Source organism: Paenibacillus sp. MMO-58 (genome assembly GCF_037146255.1).
Taxonomy (GTDB): domain Bacteria; phylum Bacillota; class Bacilli; order Paenibacillales; family Paenibacillaceae; genus Pristimantibacillus.
On the sequence record NZ_JBBCVY010000046.1, the window covers coordinates 1 to 309 of the forward strand.

The 309-nt window shown below is 53.4% G+C and carries 2 rRNA genes; both read left to right on the plus strand.

The features are described 5' to 3' along the window. A 5S ribosomal RNA gene (gene rrf / locus WFJ73_RS33245) occupies positions 1-109 on the plus strand; the annotation flags it as partial. Positions 110-202: 93 nt separating this feature from the next. Then, positions 203-309, plus strand: a 23S ribosomal RNA gene (locus WFJ73_RS33250); the annotation flags it as partial.

Genomic DNA, 309 nt, shown 5'->3' on the forward strand with positions numbered 1-309 from the left:
CGATGGCGGAGGGGAACCACGCGTTCCCATACCGAACACGACCGTTAAGCCCTCCAGCGCCGATGGTACTTGGACCGCAGGGTCCTGGGAGAGTAGGACGTCGCCAAGCGGTTACGCAAGCAACCAGCACCTTGATAACTGAATATGAGTAAAACGAAACATCTTTTAGCTGGAATATTACAAGCTGATTTATCAGCGATTAGGTTAAGCTAATAAGAGCGCACGGAGGATGCCTAGGCACTAGGAGCCGAAGAAGGACGTGGCGAACAACGAAACTGCCTCGGGGAGCGGTAAGCACGCATTGATCCG